A 16,887-nucleotide genomic window follows, 5' to 3' on the forward strand; every position below is an offset into this window, starting at 1 on the left:
TCGGGAGCGTCCCTCACCTATGCCTAACCAGGACGCTGCTATCGCGGTCCGCGCGCGCGATGTCACGCTCACGCTCGGCAGTCGTGCCGCGCCGGTCGAGGTGCTGAAGGGCGTCGATCTCGATATCGCGGCGGGGGAGAGCCTGGCGATCCTCGGCGCCTCGGGATCGGGCAAGTCGTCGCTGATGGCGGTGCTGTCGGGGCTCGAACGCGCGAGCGGCGGCAGCGTCAGCGTCGGCGGCGTCGATTTCGGCCGCCTCGACGAGGACGGGCTGGCCAGGGCGCGGCGCGGGCGGATCGGCATCGTGCTCCAGGCCTTTCACCTGCTGCCGACGATGACCGCGCTTGAGAACGTCGCCGTCCCGCTCGAACTCGGCGGCCACGCCGATGCCTTTGCGCGCGCCGCGGACGAGCTCGCAGCGGTCGGCCTTGGCCACCGGCTCGATCATTATCCAGCCCAGCTCTCGGGCGGCGAGCAGCAGCGCGTCGCTATCGCGCGCGCCGTCGCGCCGCAGCCCGCGATCCTCTTCGCCGACGAGCCGACCGGCAATCTCGACGCCGCCACCGGTGCCGCGGTGATCGATCTGCTGTTCGCCCGCCAGCGCGCGGCGGGTGCGACGCTGCTCATCATCACCCACGATCCCGCGCTTGCCGATCGCTGCGCGCGCGTGATCGAGATGCGCGACGGCCGTATCGTCGGGGAGCGCCGCGCGTGAGCGACGATGCTGGCGCGCTCGGCTGGGGCGCGACCTGGCGGATCGCGCGGCGCGATCTCAACGCCGGCTTCCGCGGGCTTCGCCTTCTGTTCGTCTGCCTGTTCCTCGGTGTTGCGACGCTCGCGGCGATCGGCAGCCTCACCGCCGCGATCACGCAGGAGCTTGCCGCACGCGGCCGCACGCTGCTCGGCGGCGATATCGAAATCGCGATGATGCAGCGGCAGATCGCGCCCGCCGATCTCGCGATGCTGCGGCGGTTCGGCAGCGTCAGCGAAACCATCCGCCTGCGCGCGATGGCACACACGCTCGGCCCTGCGCGAAGCAACGCGCCGCCGGCGGTGCTCACCGAGCTGAAGGGCGTCGACCGCGCCTATCCGCTCTACGGCACGCTGCGCCTCGCCAAAGGCCGCTACGCGCCGCTCGCCCCCGATCGCGTCGTCATCGGGCAGGCGCTCGCCGACCGGCTGGCGATCGGCCGCGGCGCGCGGCTGCGCTACGGCCAAGCCGATTTCACCGTCTCCGGAATCATCGCCGACGAGCCAGATCGCGTCGGCGAGGGGTTCACGCTCGGCCCCGTCGCGATCGTCTCGCTCGATGGCCTCGCGCGCACCGGGCTGATCCAGCCCGGCAGCCTCTACGACAGCAAATACCGTCTGCGCACCCCGGCGGGCACCGACGCGCCCGGCTTACGCGATCGGCTGGAAAAGGCGCACGCGGCGGACGGCTGGTCGTTCAAGGATCACAGCCGCGCCGCACCCGGCGCGAACCGCTTCTTCGAGCGCATGGGCCAGTTCCTGTCGCTGATCGGGCTCGCCGCGCTGGTGATCGCCGGGATCGGCGTCAGCAACGGCGTGTCGTCGTACCTCGCGCTCAAGCGCGGGTCGATCGCGACGCTCAAGGTGCTCGGCGCGCGCAGCCAGGACATCGCGCGCATTTATCTGCTGCAGATCGGCGCGGTCGCGGTGCTCGCGATCGCCATCGGCCTCGTCGCGGGTGCGCTGATCCCGTCCGCGATCGTGGCACTGCTCGGCGACGTGCTGCCGGTCCGCCCCGGTTTCGCGCTCCACCCGCTGCCGCTCGCCACCAGCGCGCTCTACGGCCTCCTCATCGCCTACGCCTTCACGCTGCCGCCGCTCGCCCGCGCGCGCACGCAGCCAGCGGCGGCGATCTTCCGCTCGGGCGTCGATCCGCGCCGCGGCGTCGACCGCCGCACGCTCGCGCGCGTCGCGCTCGCCGCCGCCGCGCTCGTCGCGGTCGCGCTCGGCACCGCGCGCGAGCCCTTGTTCTCCGCCGCGGTGCTCGGCGCGGTTGCGGGCGTGCTCGTGCTGCTGCTCGCGCTCGGCTGGGGCGTGGCGCGGATCGCCGGCCGGCTGCCACGCCCGCGTCGCCCGCTGCTGCGCCTCGCGCTCGGCAATCTCCACCGCCCCGGCGCGCAGACCGGCGCGCTGGTGGTCGCGCTCGGCCTCGCGCTCACCCTGTTCGTCACGCTCGCCGCGATCCAGTCGAGCCTTTCCGCCGAGATCGCGCGCTCGGTGCCCAAGAAGGCACCCAATCTGTTCGTGCTCGACGTGCCCGTCGCCGACGCGGCGCGCTTCCGCTCGCTCGTCGCCAAGACCGCGCCGGGCGCCGCGCTCAACGTCGTGCCCGCGCTGCGTGCGACGATCGTCGCCTATGGCGACCAGCGCGTCGCGGATCTGAAGCAGCTGCCCGACGGCGCGTGGTTCCTTGGCCGCGAGCGCGGCGCGACGTACAGCGACACGCTGCCGCAGGGGAGCGATCTCGTCGCCGGCCGCTGGTGGCCGAAGGACTATGCGGGTCCGCCGCTCGTCTCGCTCGATGCGGAGGCGGCCAAGGTGCTGAACATCGGCGTCGGCGATACGCTGACGGTCAGCGTGCTCGGCCGCGAGATCCCCGCGCGCATTGCCTCGCTACGCAAGATCAACTGGGACACGATGGGCTTCAACTACATCATGGTGTTCTCGCCCAACACGCTCGCCACCGCGCCGCACAGCGTCACAGCGACGATCACGATGGACAAGGCGCGCGACGGCGCCGTCACGCGCGCGCTGCTCGGCGCCTTTCCCGCTGCCTCGGTGATCGCGGTCAGCGACGTCATCGGGCAGATCGGCGGCATCCTCGATCAAATGGCGCAGGCGATCGTCGCGGCCGCCTCGATCGCGATCCTCGCCGGCATCGCCGTGCTCGTCGGCGCGATCGCCGCCTCGCGCCAGTCGCGCGCCTACGACAGCGTGATCCTGAAGACGCTGGGGGCAACACGCTGGCAAGTGCTCGGCACGCAGGCGCTCGAATACGGGCTGCTTGCCGCGATCCTCGCCGCGGTGGCGCTGGCGCTCGGGCTGACGGCGGCGTGGTTCGTCATCGTCCAGGTGTTCGATTTCGGCTGGGCGCCCGATTGGACGCAGGTGCTCGCCACGCTGGCGGGCGGCGCGCTGCTCACGCTCGGCATCGGGCTCGCCGGATCGCTGCCGCTGATGGCGCTGCGCCCCGCCCGGGCGCTGCGCACGCTGTAGGTCGACGCCCGCCCCCCGCATCGGAAGGGCGGGCGCCCGGCGGTCAGAACTTGGCGCGCACCCCGCCGATCACGCTGCGTCCCTGGCCGACGAAGCTGAAGATCTCCTCGTACCGCTCGTCGAGCAGATTCTCCGCGCGGCCGAACAGCGAGAAGCTATCGGTTAGCCGGTATTCGGCGCTGAGGTTCATCAGCACATATTCCCGGAGGCTCACGCGCACCGGCACGAAGCTCGGATCGATGAACGCATTGTCGAACTGCCGCCCGTTGTAGCGCAGCGTGAGCGTGCCGGAGAAGCGTTGGTCGGCGCTGAACACGCTCGTGTTGAGGCTGCCGATATGCCGCGGCCGGCGCAGCTCGGTCACCCCGTCCTCCTCGGCATCGAGATAGGTGTAGGCCAGGTCGAACTTGATCTGCGGGATCGGCCGCGCGGATACGAACATCTCCACGCCGTGCTGCTTCGACAGCGTCGTGCGGTTCGCCGGCGTCGCGACGAACGCGGGCGCGGGATAGGTGGTGTAGATCTCGTTGGTCAGCCTGTTGTCAAAATAGGTCGCGCCGATCGTCGCCGTGGTGCCGGCGATCTCCTGGTCGACGCCCGCTTCCCAGCCCTTCGACTTCTCGGGCTTCAGGTTCGGATTGCCGATGTAGCGCCCATCCGAATAGCCGAAGAGCTCGAAATAACCGGGGTTCTTGATGCCCGTGCCGTACGCGCCGCGCACGCGCAGCCCGAACGGCAGGCGATAGCCCGCCTGTGCGCGCCACGTCGTCACGTCGTCGAAGCGGTCGTTGGCATCGTGCCGCACGCTCGCGCCGGCCGAGAAGGCATCGTCGACGGTCAATTCGTACTGGCCGACGAAGCCCCAATTCTCCGTCGCGCGCCGCCCCTGGAAGGCGAACGGCGAGGGCGTGGTGTTGCGGAATTCCTCGCGCTCGAAATCGACCGCGCCGGTCACGCGGTTCACCACGCGGTCGCTGCCGAAGCGATAGCTCGTCTCGAACGATCCCTTGTAGCGCGTGCCCTCGTCGCCGTAATCGAAGCCGGCGGCGGTGAAGCCCTTGCGCGTCGTGTCGGCGATCTGCCCGGTCAGCGCGCTCACCCAGCGGCCGTCGGCGAGAGACAATTCGCCACGCGCCAGGCCATAGAACGCCTCGTTGCGCGTCTTCACGCCCGGGCTGTCGACGGTGTAGCCGAACAGCGGGCTCGACGTATCGTTCTCCGAATTGTTGCTGCGCGCGTCGGTGTAGCTGTAGCGGCCGACGCCGGTCAGCTTGAACACGTCGGACGGCGTCCACGTCAGCTTGGCGGTCGCGCCGACACTGGTCGATCCGATGTCGCGCTCGCCGCCGCGCGCGGTCGGCGTGCCGTCGGTGCGATAGGCGGTCGCCGACAGCGCATAGTCGATCGTGTCGGAAACGCCGGCGAAGCGTGCGCCGCCCGCCGCGGTGCCGAACGATCCGCCCTCCGCGCGCAGCGACAGCCCCGGCGCTTCGCGGCCGGTCAGCGTGATCACCTGGATCACGCCGCCGATCGCGTCGGAGCCGTAGAGCGAGGATTGCTGCCCGCGCAGCACCTCGATCCGCGCCGCCTCGTCGGCGATCAGCGTGCCGAAGTCGTACTCGCCCTGATACGGGTCGGCGACCTCGATGCCGTCGATCAGCACCAGCACGTGATTGCTCTCGCTGCCGCGGATGCGCACCTGCGTCAGCCCGCCGACCGCGCCGGTGCGGCTCACCGACACGCCCGGCACGTCGCGCAGCACGTCGGAAACGATGCGCGCCTGGCGCAGCTTCAGATCCTCGTCGGCGATGACGGAGACCGACGCGGGCAGATCGGACACGCGGTTGGCGTCGCCCGATCGCGATCCGGTGACGACGATGTCGCGGCCCTCGGCATCGCGCGTCGGGATCGTTGGATCGCTCTGCGCGAGCGATGGTGTGGCGACGCTCGCGAGGGCGAGCGCCAGCAGCGAAACATGGTTCTTCATTCTTTTATTCCCCCCGCGCCGAACGTTCGGACACGCGGCGGGGCCGTCCGCCGCACGCCTGCGACGGACCGATGACGCGCGGAGATGACGGACGCGGTGCCCGCTCGACGCGCCACGTGCGGCCCCGGAGCCGCGCGGCTGTCGGTGATCGGCGGGTCGCCCCGCCGCGCACCGTCGTCGCTCGAACGGATGTTCCGTGCCCCGACCATCCCCTGGACCCGAGCATCGAGCGACCCGCGCCGGCAGGTTTCCTGGCTCGCGGGTCGTCGCGCGCCGCACGCCTTCCCAGGTTTCCCCAGTGGCTGCTCCCGGCAACGGTGCCGGGCGCCTGTGCGCCGCGCTCGCCGCTTACAGTTGCAGGGACAGCCGCGGCTTGGGGAGGAACCCTCCCGCACCGCATTCCCTCGATGGCCCCTCTCGGGGCACCAGCGCGAACGTGGCCCGGATCACCGGGCCGCCGGCGCCTCTACCGCAGATGCGAAGAAAGGCAAGTCATGCGCCGGTGCGGGCCAGCGGCGCGATCGGTTGCCCATCGTGGAACAGCGCGCTGATGCCGTAGACGTCGGCGAGCAGCGGCGGTGTCAGTACCGCACCCGGCGCCCCGTCGGCGACCAGCCGGCCGTCCTTCATCACCAGTACGCGGTCGCAGAAGCGTGCGGCGAGTCCCAGATCATGGAGCACGGCGATCACCAGCACGCCGGCGCGCGCCTGCGCCTGCAGAATCTCCATGCCGTGCAGCTGGTGCGCGGGATCGAGGCTGGCGAGCGGTTCGTCGGCGATCAGCACCGGCGCCGCTACGGCGAGCGCGCGGGCGAGCATCACGCGCGCCCGCTCACCGCCCGACAGCTCGGTCGCGACGCGCTGCGCGAGCGGCGTCACCTCGGCGAGGTCCATCGCGCGCGTGATCGCGGCGCGATCGTCGTCGCCGAGCCGCGAGAAGGGGGCAAGGTGCGGCAGGCGACCGAGCGCGACGAGCCGCGCGACGCTGATCGGCCAGTGCAGCGCCTGCCCCTGCGGCAGATAGGCGAGCCGCCGGCCGCGCGTCGCCGCGGCGATCTCGGCGATCGGCTGCCCGTCGATCGCGATCCGGCCGCTCGCGGGCAGCAACCCAAGCAGTGCGCGCATCAAAGACGATTTGCCTGCGCCGTTGGGGCCGAGCACACCGACGAACGCTGCGCCCCGCGCGGTGAACGACACGTCCTCGACGACCTGCCGCCCGGCGAGCCGCACGCCGACCCCCTCCAGCGTCACCGTCACCACAGCCGCCGCTCGCGCATCAGGTGGACGAGGAACACGGGCACGCCGAGGAATGCGGTGACGACGCCGAGCCGCAGTTCGTTGCTGCTCGGGATCACGCGTACCGCGACGTCGGCGAGGCACAGCAGCGCGGCGCCGCCCGCCGCGCTCGGCCACAGCACCGCCGACGGGCTGCGGTCGGTCCATGGGCGCACGAGATGCGGCACGATCAATCCGACGAAGCCGATTGCGCCCGACACCGCCACCGCGCCGCCGACACCGAGCGCGACGCCGAGCAGCATGCGGATCCGCACCCGCGCGAGGTCGATCCCCAACGTCGCGGCGCTATCCTCGCCGAGCGTCAGCGCGTCGAGCGCGCGGCCGTCCCATGCGAGCAGCGTGATTCCCACCGCGATGCATGGCAGCGCGAGCGCGACGTGGTGGAACGACCGGTCCTCGAGGCTGCCGAGCAGCCATGTCGCGATCTCCATCGCCGCGAACGGATTGGGCGACAGGTTGAGCGCGAGGCTGATGCCCGCACCCGCCAGCGTGCCGACCGCGATCCCGGCGAGGATCAGCGTCAGCGCGCTCTCCGCCCGCCCGGCCAGCACGAACAGCAGCGCAAGGCTCGCGAGCGCGCCGAGGATCGCGAGCAGCGGCACGGTCGCTTCGTGCCACGCCGCCAGCCCGAAATAGAGCGCGACCACGGCACCCAGCGCGGCCCCGTTCGACGCGCCGAGCACCGACGGTTCGGCGAGCGGGTTGCGCAGATAGCCCTGAAGCGCCGCCCCGGCGATGCCCAGCATCGCGCCGACGAGCAGCGCGAGCAGCGTGCGCGGCAGCCGCAGCTCGATCAGGATCGCCCGCTCGACCGGATCGCCGCCGCCCGCCAGCGCGCGCAGCACGCGCGGCAGCGGGATCGCGGCGCTGCCGATCCCGACCGATGCCGTCGCGGCGATCACCAGCAGAAGGATCAGCGCGGGCCAGAGCCAGCGGCGGGTAGATGGCAAGCGGCGACCCCGGGGCAGTTCGCCCGCTCCCTAGCCGATGCGCGCGGGCTGAGGCAAAGGCGATGCATGCGCCACTGGCTCGTCCTTCCCTTCGCTACCCTCGCCCTCGGTGCAGCCCCCGTTTACGCCCTTCAAGCTCACCCGAAGCCCTCCCAAGGCCTACCGTTTCGGCCACAACGCATCGTCTCGCTCAACATGTGCGCCGACCAATATCTGGTCGCGCTGGCGGATCGATCGCAGGTGGCGGCGCTCACGCGTCTGTCGCGCGACCCGAATATGTCGGCGGTCGCGGCGCAGGCGGCGTCCTGGCCCGTTTCCGCCGGAACTGCGGAGGATATCCTCGCGATGCGCCCCGATCTCGTCATTGCCGCCCCCGGCTTCCGCCGCGCCGCGCTCGATCGCCTGACGCGTGGCCGGACGCGGCTGATCGAGCTCGACACCGCCGACACGGCACAGGAAATCGCCGCGCAGATCCGCCAGATCGCGGCCGCGATCGGCCAGCCGGCGCGTGGCGAAGCGCTGATCGCGCGGATGCGCCGCGATCTGGCGGCGCTGCCTGCCAACCCCGGGCGCGGCGGTGTCGCGGCTTATTACCAGCGGCGTGGCTATCTCACCGGAACGGGGACGCTGGTCGACGATCTGATGCGGCGCGTCGGCCTCACCAACCTTGCGACGCGGCTCGGCACGCCGCCGCTGGCGCGAATCGGGCTCGAACAGATCGCGCTCGCGCGGCCCGACTTTCTGATCGTGGAAACCGCGACCGACGTAGCGACCGATCGCGGCGCGGCGATGCTGCACCACCCGCTGATTGCGCCGATCCCGCGGCTACGCGTGCCGGAGGCGTGGACGGTATGCGGGGGGCCGGCCTATGTCCGCGCCGCGCAGTCGCTGACGGCGCAGCTACGCCGCGCGCCTCAGCGCGTCGGCACCGGCTCGGCGCCCGAATAATCGTAGAAGCCGCGCTTGGTCTTGCGGCCATACCAGCCGGCCTCGACGTACTTCACCAGCAGCGGAGCGGGGCGGAACTTCGGATCACCCGTCGTCTCGAACAGCACGCGGGTGATCTCGAGACAGGTGTCGAGCCCGATGAAATCGGCCAGCGTCAGCGGCCCCATCGGGTGGTTGAGCCCCAATTGGCACGCCAGATCGATGTCGCGGATCGTGGCGACGCCCTCGCCGAGCGCGAAACACGCCTCGTTGATCATCGGCATCAGCACGCGGTTGACGATGAAGCCCGGCGCGTCGTTGGCGCGGACCACCTGCTTGCCGAGCGCCGCGGCATAGGTCTCGATCGTCGCCACGGTCTTGTCCGACGTCGCGAGGCCGCGGATCACCTCGATCAGCCCCATCACGGGCACGGGATTGAAGAAGTGGACGCCGATGAAGCGCGCCGGATCGGGTGCCGCCTGCGCGAGCCGGGTGATCGGGATCGACGAGGTGTTCGACGCGAGCACCGCCTGATGGCCGAGCACGGTGCCGACGCGCGCGAAGATCGTGCGCTTCACCTCCTCGCGCTCGGTCGCGGCCTCGATCACGAGGCCGCACGCCGACATTCCCTCGACGCCCTCGATCGGCTCGATTCGCGCGAGCGTCTGGTCGCGCGCCTGCGGCTCGAGCTTCCCCTTGTCGACCGCGCGGTCGAGCAGCCGCTCGATCCCGGCCTTGCCCGCCTCGGCACGCGCTTTGTCGACATCGGTCAGCAGGACGCGATAGCCGGCCTGTGCCGAGACCTGCGCGATCCCCGCGCCCATCTGCCCCGCCCCGACGACGCCGACTGCCTGCATACTCTGTTTCCCTCTCAAATTGGCTTCAATCCCCATCCACCGTTCGTGCTGAGGACATGCTGAGCCAAAGGCGAAGCCTGTCCTGAGCGCCTGCCTCGGCAGGCAGTCGAAGGGTGACGTCTCGAAGCATCAGCCCCGTGGCGCACGTCCTTCGAGACGAGGCTTCGCTCGCGCTCAACCTCTCCCCAGGACGAACGGAGTGGTGAGGCAGCGGGCAAGGAGGCGGATCAAGCCGCCTTGCGCAGCTCCAGGCGATCCCAGATCTCGGTGAGCGCGTCGGTCAATTCCTGCATCATCGCTTCGCTGTGTGCCGGGCCGGGCGTGAAGCGCAGCCGCTCGGTGCCGCGCGGGACGGTCGGGTAATTGATCGGCTGGACGTAGATGCCGTATTCGGCGAGCAGCACGTCGCTGATCTTTTTCGCCTTCACCGGATCGCCGACCATCACCGGCACGATGTGCGTGTCGCCAATCATCACCGGGAGCCCGGCCTCGGTCATCATCGCCTTCAGTCGCGCGGCGGCAGCCTGCTGCCCCTCGCGCTCGATCGACGATGCCTTGAGGTGGCGCACGCTCGCCAGCACACCAGCGACGAGCACAGGCGAGAGCGACGTGGTGAAGATGAAGCCCGGCGCGTAGGAGCGGATGACGTCGATGATCGTCCGGTCCGCGGCGATATAGCCGCCCATCACGCCGAACGCCTTGCCCAGCGTGCCTTCGATGATCGTCAGGCGGTGCGCGACGTCGTCACGCTCCGAGATGCCGCCGCCGCGTGCGCCGTACATGCCGACGGCGTGAACCTCGTCAAGGTAGGTCAGCGCATTGTACTTGTCGGCAAGGTCGCAGATCGCGGCGATCGGGGCGACGTCGCCCTCCATCGAATAGACGCTCTCGAACGCGATCATCTTGGGTAGCGCGGGGTCGTCCGCGGCGAGCAACTCCTCGAGATGCGCGAGATCGTTGTGGCGGAACACGCGCTTCTCGCAGCCCGCGTTGCGGATGCCCGCGATCATCGACGCGTGGTTGAGCTCGTCCGAGTAGATGATGCAGCCGGGCAGCACCTTGGCCAGCGTCGCCAGCGTCGCTTCGTTCGAGACATAGCCGCTCGTGAACAGCAGCGCGCCTTCCTTGCCGTGCAGGTCGGCGAGCTCGGCCTCCAGATCGACGTGATAGTGCGTGTTGCCGCCGATGTTACGCGTGCCGCCCGAGCCGGCACCGACGTCGTGCAGCGCTTCCTCCATCGCCGCGATCACCTTGGGATGCTGCCCCATCGCGAGGTAATCGTTCGAGCACCAGACGGTGATCGGCTTCGGCCCGTTATGGCCGGCAAAGCAGCGCGCGCTGGGATAGGCACCCTTGTTGCGCAGGATGTCGATGAACACCCGATAGCGGCCTTCGGCGTGCAGGCGATCGATCGCCTGCGAGAAGGCGCGCGTGTAATCGACCGGCTTTCCGGCGAGAGCGTCGATGGACATGGCGTGCGACTTACGCGCGTGGAGCCGCAGTTTCCAGCGGATTCCGGCGATGACGCTGATCTGCCGGCTCGTTCAACGCGCAATGACGCGGCGGGTGCCACCGCACGCGCATCGCTGCCCGGGCGTGCGCAAGATCGAGATCAGAGCCGTTCGAGCGTGCCGAAGCCGCGTGCCGCGAACGCCGCTTCTAGCCCTGTCGCGACCGCGCCGGTGAACACCGCGCGGTCGGCACGGTCGCGCGCGAACGACTGGCCCTGCGTCAGGAACGCGATGCGACGGGCGATACCGTCCCCGCCGTCGACGAAGTCGATCGGCCGCGCAATGGCACGCTGCAACTCGTCTCGCAGCAGCGGGAAGTGCGTGCAGGCGAGCACGACGGTGTCGATGCGATCACCATCGTCCGCCTCCAACATCGGCCGGATTGCCGCGCGTATGGCGTCCGGATCTACCACCTCGCCGGCGAGCTTGGCCTCCGCCAGCGTCACCAGCGCCGCGCTGCCGTGCCGGATGACGCGGCAATCGGCGGCGAAGCGTGCGGCGAGATCGTCGACGTAGCGCTGACGCACCGTTGCCGCGGTGCCGAGGACCGCGATCGTCCGCGTCCGGCTACGCGCGGCGGCGGGCTTGATCGCGGGCACGGTGCCGACGATCGGCACATCGAGCGCGCTGCGCACCGCGGCGAGCGCGATCGTCGAGGCGGTGTTGCATGCGATCACGATCAGCCGCGGTGCGTAGCGTTCGGCCAGCCGCCCGAGCAGTGCAGGCACGCGAGCCGCGATCTCGGCCTCGTCCCTCGTGCCGTAGGGAAAACCAGCCGAATCGGCGACATAGACGAAAGGCGCGTTCGGCAGCGCGGCGCGCGCAGGATCGACGATCGACAACCCGCCGACGCCCGAATCGAAGAACAGGATCGGCCGCGCGTCGCTCATCGCTGCCGCCTACCGCGCGGCGGCGGAGCGGGGAAGCGCGCACGCTTCCGTACGGTTGATGCAGGTGAGTAGCGTCGCGGCAATCGTTCGGTTATCGTCACGACCAACGGAGGGAGTGCACCTGGAAACCGGGATCGTCTGGATGCCGCCGGCCGCGGCGCTGCTGCTCGGCTATCTGCTGGGCTCGATCCCCTTCGGCGTGCTGCTGACGCGCTTCGGCGGGGCGGGCGATCTCCGTCAGATCGGCTCTGGCAACATCGGCGCGACCAACGTGCTGCGCACGGGGCGCAAGGGGCTCGCCGCGGCAACGCTGCTGCTCGACATGATCAAGGGCTGGGCCGCGGTAGCGATCGTGGCGCGGCTGTTCCCGGGCAATGAGCAACTGGCGGCGGCGGGCGCGTTTGTCGGCCATTGCTACCCCGTCTGGCTGATGTTTCGCGGCGGCAAGGGCGTTGCGACGCTGATGGGGATCGTGCTCGCGCTCTACTGGCCGCTTGGGCTGGTCTATGCGATCGTCTGGCTCGGGCTGCTCGCACTGCTGCGCATCTCCTCGGTCGCCGGCATGACGGCGGCGGTCAGCGCGCCACTGGCGGCGGCGGCGTTCGACCAGTTCGACTATGTGCCGCTGCTGCTCGCGCTCGCACTGATCGTCATCTGGAAGCACCGCGAGAACATCGGGCGACTGATCAAGGGCGCGGAACCCAGGATCGGCAGAAAGGGTGGCTGACGCCGATCCGCTGCTCCACGATGCGGCGGATCGCCTGCGGCTGATCCGCACGCCGGGCGTCGGCCCGGTCACTTATCGCCAGCTGATCCGCCGCTTCGGCACGGCTGCCGCCGCGCTCAGCTCACTGCCCGATCTCGCGCGGCGCGGCGGCGGGCGCAGCGGCGCTCCGCCCGATCCACGTACGGTCGCGCAGGAAGTCGATCGGGTCGCAGCGCTCGGCGCCCGCCATCTGTTCATCGATTCGCCCGACTATCCGCGGTTGCTCGCCGAACTCGACGATGCGCCGCCGGTGCTGACCATGCGCGGCGTTTTGCCTGCGGCCGACGCGCGGATCGTGGCGATCGTCGGCGCGCGCAACGCTTCTGCGGCAGCGTGTCGCTTCGCGCGCGGTCTGGCGCACGATCTGGCCGCGGAGGGCGCGATCGTCGTGTCGGGCCTCGCGCGCGGGATCGATACCGCGGCGCATATGGGGGCGGGCGCCGCGACGATCGCCGTTATCGCCGGCGGGATCGACGTCGCCTATCCGCCCGAGAACGCCGCGCTGCAGGAGCGGATCGCGACCGACGCGCTGCTTATCGCCGAGATGCCGCCGGGGATCGAGCCGCGCGCCCGGCACTTTCCCTATCGCAACCGGATCATCGCAGGACTGGCGCACGGGACGGTGGTGGTCGAGGCCGCACCCAAATCGGGCTCGCTGATCACCGCGCGGCTCGCCAACGAGGCCGGTCGCGAGGTGATGGCGGTGCCCGGCAGCCCGCTCGATCCGCGTGCGCAGGGGTGCAATCTGCTGATCCGCGAGGGCGCCACGCTGGTGCAGAACGCCGCCGACGTACTGGAGCAGATCCGCCCGCTCGACTCGCGCCTCGTCCGCTCCCCGACGTGGGGGTTCGAGCCGCAGCCTCCGGCGGACGCCGACGATCAGGCGCGGCGCGGCATCGCCGATCTGCTGGGGCCGGTGCCGGTCGCGGTGGACGAACTGATCCGCCAGTCTGGCATTGCGCCCGCGGTCGTCCAAATGGTGCTGCTCGAGCTGGAACTCGCCGGCCGGCTGGAACGCCACGCCGGCGGCCGCGTGAGTATCGTCACGTGACGGCGCCGCGCTGGGTTCCGCTGTGGTTTCGCGGCGCGGCGATCTACGGGCTGCTCGCGCTGCTGCCGCAATATCTACTGCCGCAGCCCGCGGGAGCTGAGCTCGTCGCTTATGGCTTCATCGGCACCGCGAGCGCGTTTCAGATCGTCTTCTGGATCATCGGCGGCGACCCAATCCGCTACCGCGCGCTGATGCTGACGGGCGTGGCGGAGAAGCTGGCGTTCGGCGTGCCGGCGCTTCTGCTCCACGCAGCGGGCAAGGCACCGCTCGCAGTCGTCCTGTTCGGCGGGCTCGACCTTTTGCTCGGGCTCGGCTTTTTGCTCGCGTGGCGGGCGACACCCAGACGCTGATCGGCAGATGCAGCGCGGGCTGCTTGACGATCCGCCGCCGCCGCCGTCACCCTCGCGCGTACGTGTGAAGATCGTTAGCAAGGCGCCAATGCAACTCGTCATCGTCGAATCGCCCGCCAAGGCGAAGACCATCGAAAAATACCTCGGCTCCGATTATCGCGTCCTCGCGAGCTACGGCCATGTCCGCGATCTGCCGCCCAAGGACGGCTCGGTCGATCCCGATGCCGGCTTCGCGATGGAGTGGGAGAATTACGCCGACAAGGCAAAGCAGCTCAAGGCGATCGCCGATCTGGCGAAGGGCGCCGACCGGCTGATCCTCGCGACCGACCCCGATCGCGAGGGCGAGGCGATCAGCTGGCACGTCCAGGAAGTGCTGGCGAAGCGCAAGGCATTGCCCAAGGACGTTCAGCGCGTCACCTTCAACGCGATCACCAAGGCGGCGGTGACGACCGCAATGGCGAACCCGCGCGAGCTCGATACCGATCTGATCGACGCGTACCGCGCCCGCCGCGCGCTCGACTATCTCGTCGGCTTTACGCTCTCGCCGGTGCTGTGGCGCAAGCTGCCCGGCGCCAAGTCCGCCGGCCGCGTCCAATCGGTCGCGCTGCGCCTGATCGTCGATCGCGAGCGTGAGATCGAGGCGTTTCGCGCGCAGGAATATTGGTCTGTCACTGCCGCCATGGAGCAGGACGGCACGCCCTTCACCGCGCGCCTCGTGCAATGGGACGGCAAGAAGCTCGACCGCCTGTCGATCGGCAACGAGGGCGACGCGCTGAAGGCCAAGGCCGCGGTCGAGGCCGGCCGCTTCACCGTCGAGCGGGTTGAGACCAAGCCCGCGACGCGCAACCCGCCGCCGCCCTTCACCACCTCGACGTTGCAGCAGGAAGCGGCGCGCAAGCTCGGCTTCTCCGCCGATCACACGATGCGGATCGCGCAGCAGCTCTACGAGGACGGGGCGATCACTTACATGCGTACCGACGGCGTGCAGATGGACGGCAGCGCCATCGACGCCGCGCGCGGCGCGATCGCCAATCGCTATGACGCGAGCTACGTGCCCGACAAGCCGCGGCAGTACCAGACCAAGGCGAAGAACGCGCAGGAAGCGCACGAGGCGATCCGCCCGACCGATTTCAGCCGCGATCGCGTCGGCTCGGGCGACCATGCCCGCCTTTACGATCTCGTCTGGAAGCGCGCACTCGCCAGCCAGATGGCTTCGGCCCGCATGGAGCGCACCACCGTCGACATGGCTGACGGCACTGGCCGCAACATGCTGCGCGCGACCGGCCAGGTCGTGCTCTTCCCCGGCTATCTCGCGCTCTACGAAGAGGGGCAGGACGATAGCGCCGATGAAGACGCGAAGCGCCTGCCGCGGATGCGCGACGGCAATTCCCCGGCCAAGAAATCGGTCGACGCCGAACAGCATTTCACCCAGCCGCCGCCGCGCTTCTCCGAAGCCTCGCTGGTCAAGCGGATGGAGGAGCTCGGCATCGGCCGCCCCTCGACCTACGCCTCGATCATCAAGACGCTGAAGGATCGCGCCTACGTCCGCGTCGAGAAGAACCGCTTCTTCGCCGAGGAGAGTGGGCGGCTCGTGACGGCGTTCCTCGAGCGCTTCTTCGAACGCTACGTCGGCTATGACTATACCGCCGAGCTCGAGGAGGAGCTCGACGACGTGTCCGGTGGCCGTGCGGAGTGGCAGGCGGTGCTCGAGAGCTTCTGGCGCGATTTCAAGCCGCGCACCGCGGAGGTGATGGAGTTCAAGCCGAGCGAAGTCACCGAGCAGCTCGACGCGTTTCTCGAAGACTATCTGTTCCCGCAGAAGGCGGACGGCGGCGACGCGCGGCTGTGCCCCAATTGTGGCGACGGGCGGCTCGCGCTGCGCGGCGGTCGCTTCGGCGCGTTCATCGCCTGCTCCAACTATCCCGAGTGCAAATACACCCGCCGCTTTGCGCAGGCAGGTGCCGAGGGCGGCGACAGCGGCGAGCCCGAGCAGCTTGGCCACGATCCGGTCACCGGACTGCCGGTCGAGCGCAAGTCCGGGCGGTTCGGCCCGTACATCCAGCTCGGCGAGGGCAAGGAGGCAAAGCGCGCCTCGGTCCCCAAGGATATCGGTGAACTCGACCTCGAAATGGCGCTCAAGCTACTGAGCCTACCGCGGACGATCGGCCAGCATCCCGAAACGGGCAAGGACATCGTCGCCTCGATCGGCCGCTACGGCCCGTATCTCCAGCACGACGGCAAATATGCGCGGCTCGGCGCGACGATGGACGTGTTCGAAACCGGCATGAATGCCGCCGTGGTCAAGCTCGCCGAAGCGGCGGCGGGCCGCGGGCGGCCGCAGCGCGGATCACGCGAGCCGCTCAAGGTGCTCGGCAAGCATCCGCGGACCGAGGCGGAGATCAAGCTGATGGAGGGTCGCTACGGCCCCTACGTCACCGACGGCGAGACGAACGCGACGTTGCCCAAGACGATCGCCCCCGACGCGCTGACGCTCGAGGAAGCGGCGCAGCTGATCGACGCGCGCGCCGCGATGCCGTCGAAGGGCAAGCCGAAGAAGAAGGCGCCGGCGAAAAAGCCGGCTGCCAAGAAGGAAGCGGCGGCGAGCAAGGATGCGCCGGCCAAGAAGGCGGCCTCCAAGAAAGCTGCGCCGAAGAAGGCAGCCGCGAAGAAGAGCGCCGCGGCGTAAGTCGCGCCGGCTGAGCGCGGCCGCGGAAGCGTCAGGCCGCGCGGCGCTGGCTCGCGGCGATCCAGTCGCGTGCCGCGCGCTGCGCGGTCGCGATCTCGCGTGCGGTCATGTCGTCGGCGATCTCGGCGCGGGCGACCTGCGCCGCTTCGTTGCCGGCAACCGCCGCGAGATTGAACCATTTGTGCGCCTGGATGAGATCGTAATCGGCGCCGCCGGTGCCGGTCGAATATGCGACGCCCAGGTCGTAGCAGGCGCGATCGTCGCCGCGCATCGCGTCGGCCAGTCGTGTCTCGATCAGAAATCGTGCGCTTTTCAGGCTGTTGCCCATGTTATTGCCCCAGTTCAGGTCCCCATGGGCTGACCTTGGCGC

14 protein-coding genes and 1 riboswitch are annotated in these 16,887 nt (G+C 70.0%); of the genes, 7 read left to right on the forward strand and 7 right to left on the reverse strand.

Features of this window, described 5'->3' with window-relative positions; genetic code table 11:
- Window positions 1-19 precede the first annotated feature (19 nt).
- Together F1C10_RS12615 and F1C10_RS12620 are read left to right on the forward strand one after the other, a co-directional pair.
- Window positions 20-715, forward strand: coding sequence for an ABC transporter ATP-binding protein (locus F1C10_RS12615; protein ID WP_185206652.1), 696 nt, complete (start codon window positions 20-22; stop codon window positions 713-715).
- The gene (locus tag F1C10_RS12620; protein WP_219729753.1) at window positions 712-3,246 is read left to right on the forward strand and encodes an ABC transporter permease; all 2,535 of its coding nucleotides are present in this window, start codon (window positions 712-714) and stop codon (window positions 3,244-3,246) included. The genes F1C10_RS12615 and F1C10_RS12620 overlap by 4 nt, the downstream gene beginning before the upstream one ends.
- A gap of 43 nt (window positions 3,247-3,289) precedes the next feature.
- Here F1C10_RS12620 and F1C10_RS12625 read toward each other — a convergent pair whose 3' ends face one another.
- The 3 genes from F1C10_RS12625 to F1C10_RS12635 all read right to left on the reverse strand — a co-directional run bounded on the left by F1C10_RS12625 (window position 3,290) and on the right by F1C10_RS12635 (window position 7,479).
- On the reverse strand, window positions 3,290-5,233 hold the full coding sequence (locus F1C10_RS12625) for a TonB-dependent siderophore receptor (protein WP_185206654.1): 1,944 nt from the start codon (window positions 5,231-5,233) through the stop codon (window positions 3,290-3,292).
- Between the two features lie 223 nt (window positions 5,234-5,456).
- A riboswitch (cobalamin riboswitch) is annotated at window positions 5,457-5,678 on the reverse strand.
- A 47-nt stretch (window positions 5,679-5,725) separates the two neighbouring features.
- A complete protein-coding gene (locus F1C10_RS12630) occupies window positions 5,726-6,493 on the reverse strand; it encodes an ABC transporter ATP-binding protein (protein ID WP_185206656.1) in 768 nt (255 codons plus the stop codon).
- Complete coding sequence (locus F1C10_RS12635; RefSeq protein ID WP_185206658.1) at window positions 6,487-7,479, reverse strand: iron ABC transporter permease; 993 nt, start codon at window positions 7,477-7,479, stop codon at window positions 6,487-6,489. Before F1C10_RS12635 ends, F1C10_RS12630 begins: the two co-directional genes overlap by 7 nt.
- Before the next feature lie 66 nt (window positions 7,480-7,545).
- Here F1C10_RS12635 and F1C10_RS12640 point away from each other — a divergent pair, with 66 nt between their 5' ends.
- Complete coding sequence (locus F1C10_RS12640; RefSeq protein ID WP_185206659.1) at window positions 7,546-8,427, forward strand: ABC transporter substrate-binding protein; 882 nt, start codon at window positions 7,546-7,548, stop codon at window positions 8,425-8,427.
- Here the strand turns inward: F1C10_RS12640 and F1C10_RS12645 are convergent.
- From F1C10_RS12645 to murI, 3 genes are all read right to left on the reverse strand, one after another.
- Entirely contained in the window at window positions 8,394-9,263 is an 870-nt protein-coding gene (locus F1C10_RS12645) for a 3-hydroxybutyryl-CoA dehydrogenase (RefSeq protein ID WP_185206661.1), read from the reverse strand. The two genes, F1C10_RS12640 and F1C10_RS12645, sit on opposite strands and share 34 nt — an antisense overlap.
- 227 nt (window positions 9,264-9,490) lie before the next feature.
- Complete coding sequence (gene hemA / locus F1C10_RS12650) at window positions 9,491-10,735, reverse strand: 5-aminolevulinate synthase (protein WP_185206663.1); 1,245 nt, start codon at window positions 10,733-10,735, stop codon at window positions 9,491-9,493.
- A 140-nt stretch (window positions 10,736-10,875) separates the two neighbouring features.
- Entirely contained in the window at window positions 10,876-11,664 is a 789-nt protein-coding gene (gene murI, locus F1C10_RS12655) for a glutamate racemase (protein WP_185206665.1), read from the reverse strand.
- A 142-nt stretch (window positions 11,665-11,806) separates the two neighbouring features.
- Here murI and plsY point away from each other — a divergent pair, with 142 nt between their 5' ends.
- From plsY to topA, 4 genes are all read left to right on the forward strand, one after another.
- A complete protein-coding gene (gene plsY, locus F1C10_RS12660) occupies window positions 11,807-12,391 on the forward strand; it encodes a glycerol-3-phosphate 1-O-acyltransferase PlsY (protein WP_185210235.1) in 585 nt (194 codons plus the stop codon).
- Window positions 12,384-13,481 carry a DNA-processing protein DprA gene (dprA, locus tag F1C10_RS12665; RefSeq protein ID WP_185206667.1) on the forward strand — a complete coding sequence of 366 codons (1,098 nt, stop codon included), beginning with the start codon at window positions 12,384-12,386 and terminating at the stop codon, window positions 13,479-13,481. Before plsY ends, dprA begins: the two co-directional genes overlap by 8 nt.
- On the forward strand, window positions 13,478-13,831 hold the full coding sequence (locus F1C10_RS12670; protein ID WP_185206669.1) for a hypothetical protein: 354 nt from the start codon (window positions 13,478-13,480) through the stop codon (window positions 13,829-13,831). The genes dprA and F1C10_RS12670 overlap by 4 nt, the downstream gene beginning before the upstream one ends.
- 88 nt (window positions 13,832-13,919) lie before the next feature.
- The gene (gene topA, locus F1C10_RS12675; RefSeq protein WP_185206671.1) at window positions 13,920-16,517 is read left to right on the forward strand and encodes a type I DNA topoisomerase; all 2,598 of its coding nucleotides are present in this window, start codon (window positions 13,920-13,922) and stop codon (window positions 16,515-16,517) included.
- Between the two features lie 31 nt (window positions 16,518-16,548).
- Here the strand turns inward: topA and F1C10_RS12680 are convergent, their stop codons facing one another.
- Window positions 16,549-16,845, reverse strand: coding sequence for a hypothetical protein (locus tag F1C10_RS12680; RefSeq protein ID WP_185206673.1), 297 nt, complete (start codon window positions 16,843-16,845; stop codon window positions 16,549-16,551).
- Window positions 16,846-16,887 lie beyond the last annotated feature (42 nt).

The sequence above is a fragment of the Sphingomonas sp. NBWT7 genome (assembly GCF_014217605.1).
GTDB lineage: Bacteria > Pseudomonadota > Alphaproteobacteria > Sphingomonadales > Sphingomonadaceae > Sphingomonas.

Bases quoted from the DNA above. Each gene is read 5' to 3' on its own strand.
- plsY (WP_185210235.1), top strand. From the start codon at position 11,807: ATGCCGCCGGCCGCGGCGCTGCTGCTCGGCTATCTGCTGGGCTCGATC.
- F1C10_RS12625 (WP_185206654.1), bottom strand. From the start codon at position 5,233: ATGAAGAACCATGTTTCGCTGCTGGCGCTCGCCCTCGCGAGCGTCGCC.
- hemA (WP_185206663.1), bottom strand. From the start codon at position 10,735: ATGTCCATCGACGCTCTCGCCGGAAAGCCGGTCGATTACACGCGCGCC.
- F1C10_RS12645 (WP_185206661.1), bottom strand. From the start codon at position 9,263: ATGCAGGCAGTCGGCGTCGTCGGGGCGGGGCAGATGGGCGCGGGGATC.
- F1C10_RS12615 (WP_185206652.1), top strand. From the start codon at position 20: ATGCCTAACCAGGACGCTGCTATCGCGGTCCGCGCGCGCGATGTCACG.
- topA (WP_185206671.1), top strand. From the start codon at position 13,920: ATGCAACTCGTCATCGTCGAATCGCCCGCCAAGGCGAAGACCATCGAA.
- F1C10_RS12640 (WP_185206659.1), top strand. From the start codon at position 7,546: ATGCGCCACTGGCTCGTCCTTCCCTTCGCTACCCTCGCCCTCGGTGCA.
- F1C10_RS12680 (WP_185206673.1), bottom strand. From the start codon at position 16,845: ATGGGCAACAGCCTGAAAAGCGCACGATTTCTGATCGAGACACGACTG.
- murI (WP_185206665.1), bottom strand. From the start codon at position 11,664: ATGAGCGACGCGCGGCCGATCCTGTTCTTCGATTCGGGCGTCGGCGGG.